Annotated in this window: 2 protein-coding genes and 1 pseudogene; all 3 read left to right on the top strand. The window is 62.6% G+C overall.

The genetic code is table 11. The features are described from left to right. A partial coding sequence (locus tag AC5E6W_RS08425) for an SDR family oxidoreductase (RefSeq protein ID WP_491751836.1) occupies positions 1-1274 on the top strand: 1274 nt, incomplete at its 5' end. After that, positions 1271-2713, top strand: a complete 1443-nt coding sequence (locus tag AC5E6W_RS08420) for a rhamnulokinase (protein WP_491751835.1) — start codon at positions 1271-1273, stop codon at positions 2711-2713. The genes AC5E6W_RS08425 and AC5E6W_RS08420, both read left to right, overlap by 4 nt. Before the next feature lie 131 nt (positions 2714-2844). Beyond that, positions 2845-3371 (top strand): annotated as a pseudogene (locus AC5E6W_RS08415) (APC family permease); the annotation flags it as partial.

Below are 3371 nucleotides of genomic sequence, written 5' to 3'. Positions count from 1 at the left end.
GCACCAAGATTCGTCCCCTGTTCCTCGACTGGGACCCAAAGAGCTCTGTCGCCGATCTCGAGGCTACCCTCGATCAGGCCCTCGAGACCTACCGCGCCGAATACGCCTCGTACTACAAGGCCCACGCCTTGCCTGAGTCTCCGGCCATGCGCGACGCCAGCCCTACTGTCGTGCTCGTCCCCGGGGTCGGCATGTTCAGCTTCGGCAAAAACAAAACAGAGTCGCGCATTACCGGCGAGTTCTACACCAACGCGATCCACGTGATGGAAGGCGCCGGCTCACTCGACGGTGGCAAGCTACCGTCTGAACTTCCGCAAGCCGGCTGCGCTCCAACCTCAGCGTTCAGCGTGCATGAAAACTACGTTGCCCTTCCGCCCAGCGAAGCTTTCCGCATCGAGTACTGGGCGCTCGAAGAAGCCAAGATCCGCCGGCAGCCGCCAGAGAAAGAACTCAGCCGCCGCATCGTCCTCGTCGTCGGTGGAGCGAGCGGCATCGGCCGCGAAACCGTGCTGCTCGCAGCCGAGCGCGGCGCGCACATCGTCGTTGCTGATCTCTCGCAGGAGGCCGCGCAGAAGGTTGCCGACGAAGCGAAGGCCATCGGTGGCAAGGAATGTGCTGTTGCCACTGCCATCGACATCCGCAAGCGCGACGCCATCCAGAGCGCGCTCGCAGCCACGGTCGCAGCCTTCGGTGGCATTGATCTCCTCATCAACACCGCCGCCATCTTCCCGACATCGCCCGACGGCATCATCTCGGACGCGCAGTGGGGTATCACGCTCGAAATCAACGTCACAGCCAACTACCTGCTCACCGATGAAGCGCAGAAAATTTTCAAAGCGCAGGGAATCCCCGGCAGTGTCGTGCTCACCAGCTCCGCAAATGCCGTCGTCGCTAAGCGCGGTTCCGAAGCCTACGACGTCAGCAAGGCCGCGCTGAGCCATCTCGTCCGCGAGCTCGCCATTACCTACTCACCGCTGCTGCGCGTCAACGGCATCAGCCCGGCTACCGTCGTCAAGGGCTCGACGATGTTCCCCCGCGACCGTGTAAAAGCATCGCTCACCAAGTACGGCATCCCGTTCGACGAGAACGGCACCGACGACGAAATACGCAACCTGCTCGCGCACTTCTACGCGCAGCGCACGCTCACGCACGTGCCCATCGACCCCAAAGACTGTGCGGAAGCGATCCTCTTCGTCGGCGGCCCACGCGCGCCTGTCACCACCGGCCACTTGATCCCCGTCGACGGCGGGCTCACCGAGGCCTACCTGCGATGAGCACGCCGGAGGCTGCTCTCAATATGCCTTCGGACAAGCGCGCTCTCGTCGCCATCGATCTTGGCGCCGAGAGCTGTCGCGTCTCACTCTTGCGCTGGCAGTCCGGCGAGCCGCAGTTCCATCTCGTGCATCGTTTCGCCAACCACGCCGGTGAGCACGAGCATGGCCTGCACTGGGACATCGCCTGCATCCTCGACGGCCTCCACACCGGTCTCCGCAAATGTGCGGAGATCGCCACTGAAGGCATTCGCTCCATCGCCGTCGATGGCTGGGCCGTCGATTACGTGCGCCTCAACGCAGAAGGCAAGCCCATCGACGATCCTTTCTGCTATCGCGACGAGCGCACCATCGCCTCCGAAGCAGCGTTACACAAGCGCCTCTCCGCCAGCCGCATGCGCGAAATCACCGGCATCCAGCTCCTGAACCTCAACACGGCCTACCAGATGGCCGCCGACGCACCCTCATCCAAAAACCTTCGCTGGCTCAACCTTCCCGAGTACGTCCTCTATACGCTCGGCGGCCGCGCAGTCTCAGAGCGCACCAACGCCACACACACGCAGATGGTTGCGCTCGACGGCCAGTGGTCGGAAGAGATCTTCGCCGCACTCGGCCAGTCCACCGCAGATGCACCGTCCATCGTCGAACCCGGAACAGACGTCGGCCAACTGCAAGGTGAGCTCGCAAAGCTACCAGCCTTCGCAAACACCCGCCTCATCGCTCCCGCCTGCCACGACACAGCCTCCGCCATCGCGGCGATCCCTGACGCAAACGACGACTGGGCCTACATCAGTTCCGGCACGTGGTCGCTCGTCGGAACGCTCTTGAACGCGCCCGTAAACTCCGCCGTGGCCCGCGAAGAAAACTTCACCAACCTTGGCGGTGCGGACGGCACCATCTGCTTCCACAAAAACGTAAACGGCATGTGGATGCTGCGCCAGTGCATGGAAACTTGGGCAGAAGCCGGCACGACGCCTGACCTGCCGGAGCTTGTCGCAGCCGCCGCAACCATCGGCCCACGCGACTACGTGCTCAACGTCGATGACCCCGACCTCTTGCTCCAGGGCCACATGCCGGAGCGCATCAACGCGCAACTTCGTTCACGCAACCTGCCCGAACTGAACCCCGACCCGACCCATGCGGCCGAAATGGCGTCGTTCCTGTTCTATAGCCTTGCCGCGCGCTACGCCGTCGTCCTGCGCAAAGTGTCCGAAATCACCGGCAAGCACTTTCGCAAGCTCTACATTATGGGTGGCGGTAGCCAGAACGAGTTCCTCAACCGTCTCACGGCTGAGGCCACAGGCCTCGAAGTCTGCCGCGCCGGCACCGAGTGCTCCACGATTGGCAACTTCGCAGTACAGCTAGCCACGCTCGAGCCCACTTCTACATCACGACCAGCCGCCGCCTGGGCCGCAAGACTCGAAAGTGTGCATCGCGCCTAGCATTCACCAGCCCTGCGGAAAAGCTCCAAACCGATACGCTATCCTGAAATCCATCCAGTTGCCATAGGCGAGTCCACGGCCCAGCACCACCTTGTCTTCCATTCGACTTACCCAGCGTGAGGTGTGTCTCGATGAATCAGTCAACGGTCGGAACAGTTGCAGACGGGCCGAAGACCGCGACCTCGCCTCCACCTTCCTACGGTCTCCAACAACAAGTTCTCTCTCCTCTTGAAACGCTTGCGCAGTCCATCTCCCTCATCGCCCCCAGCACCACGCCAGCACTTACGGTCCCACTCGTCTTTGGCCTCGCCGCCGCCGGAGCGGGCCTTGCCTACGTCATCGCAACAGCCGCTATCTTTCTGGTCGCCCTCTGCGTCGCTGCCTTCGCTCGCGAGTCCGCCTCTCCGGGCTCACTCTACAGCTATACCTGCGGCTCGCTTTCGCCGGTATTCAGCGCCATCACAGCCTGGGCGCTCTTCTTTGCCTACGTCATGACGGCAGCCTCAGTCCTCGGCGGCTTCCTCAACTTTTCTTATGTCCTGCTCGGCGGCTTCGGTCCGCACGTTCCCCCCATCGCGCTTTCACTGTTCGCAGTCGCGGCATCCATGTTCGTTGCCTATCGAGACATCCGCATCTCCGCGCGCCTCATGATGGCCAT

The organism is Bryocella sp., assembly GCF_058498515.1.
Note: the sequence above shows the minus strand (reverse complement) of the source record. Positions and strands in the feature narration are given on the sequence as shown.

Excerpts from the sequence above, each read along its gene's own strand:
- AC5E6W_RS08420 (WP_491751835.1), top strand. The coding sequence starts at position 1,271 with ATGAGCACGCCGGAGGCTGCTCTCAATATGCCTTCGGACAAGCGCGCT.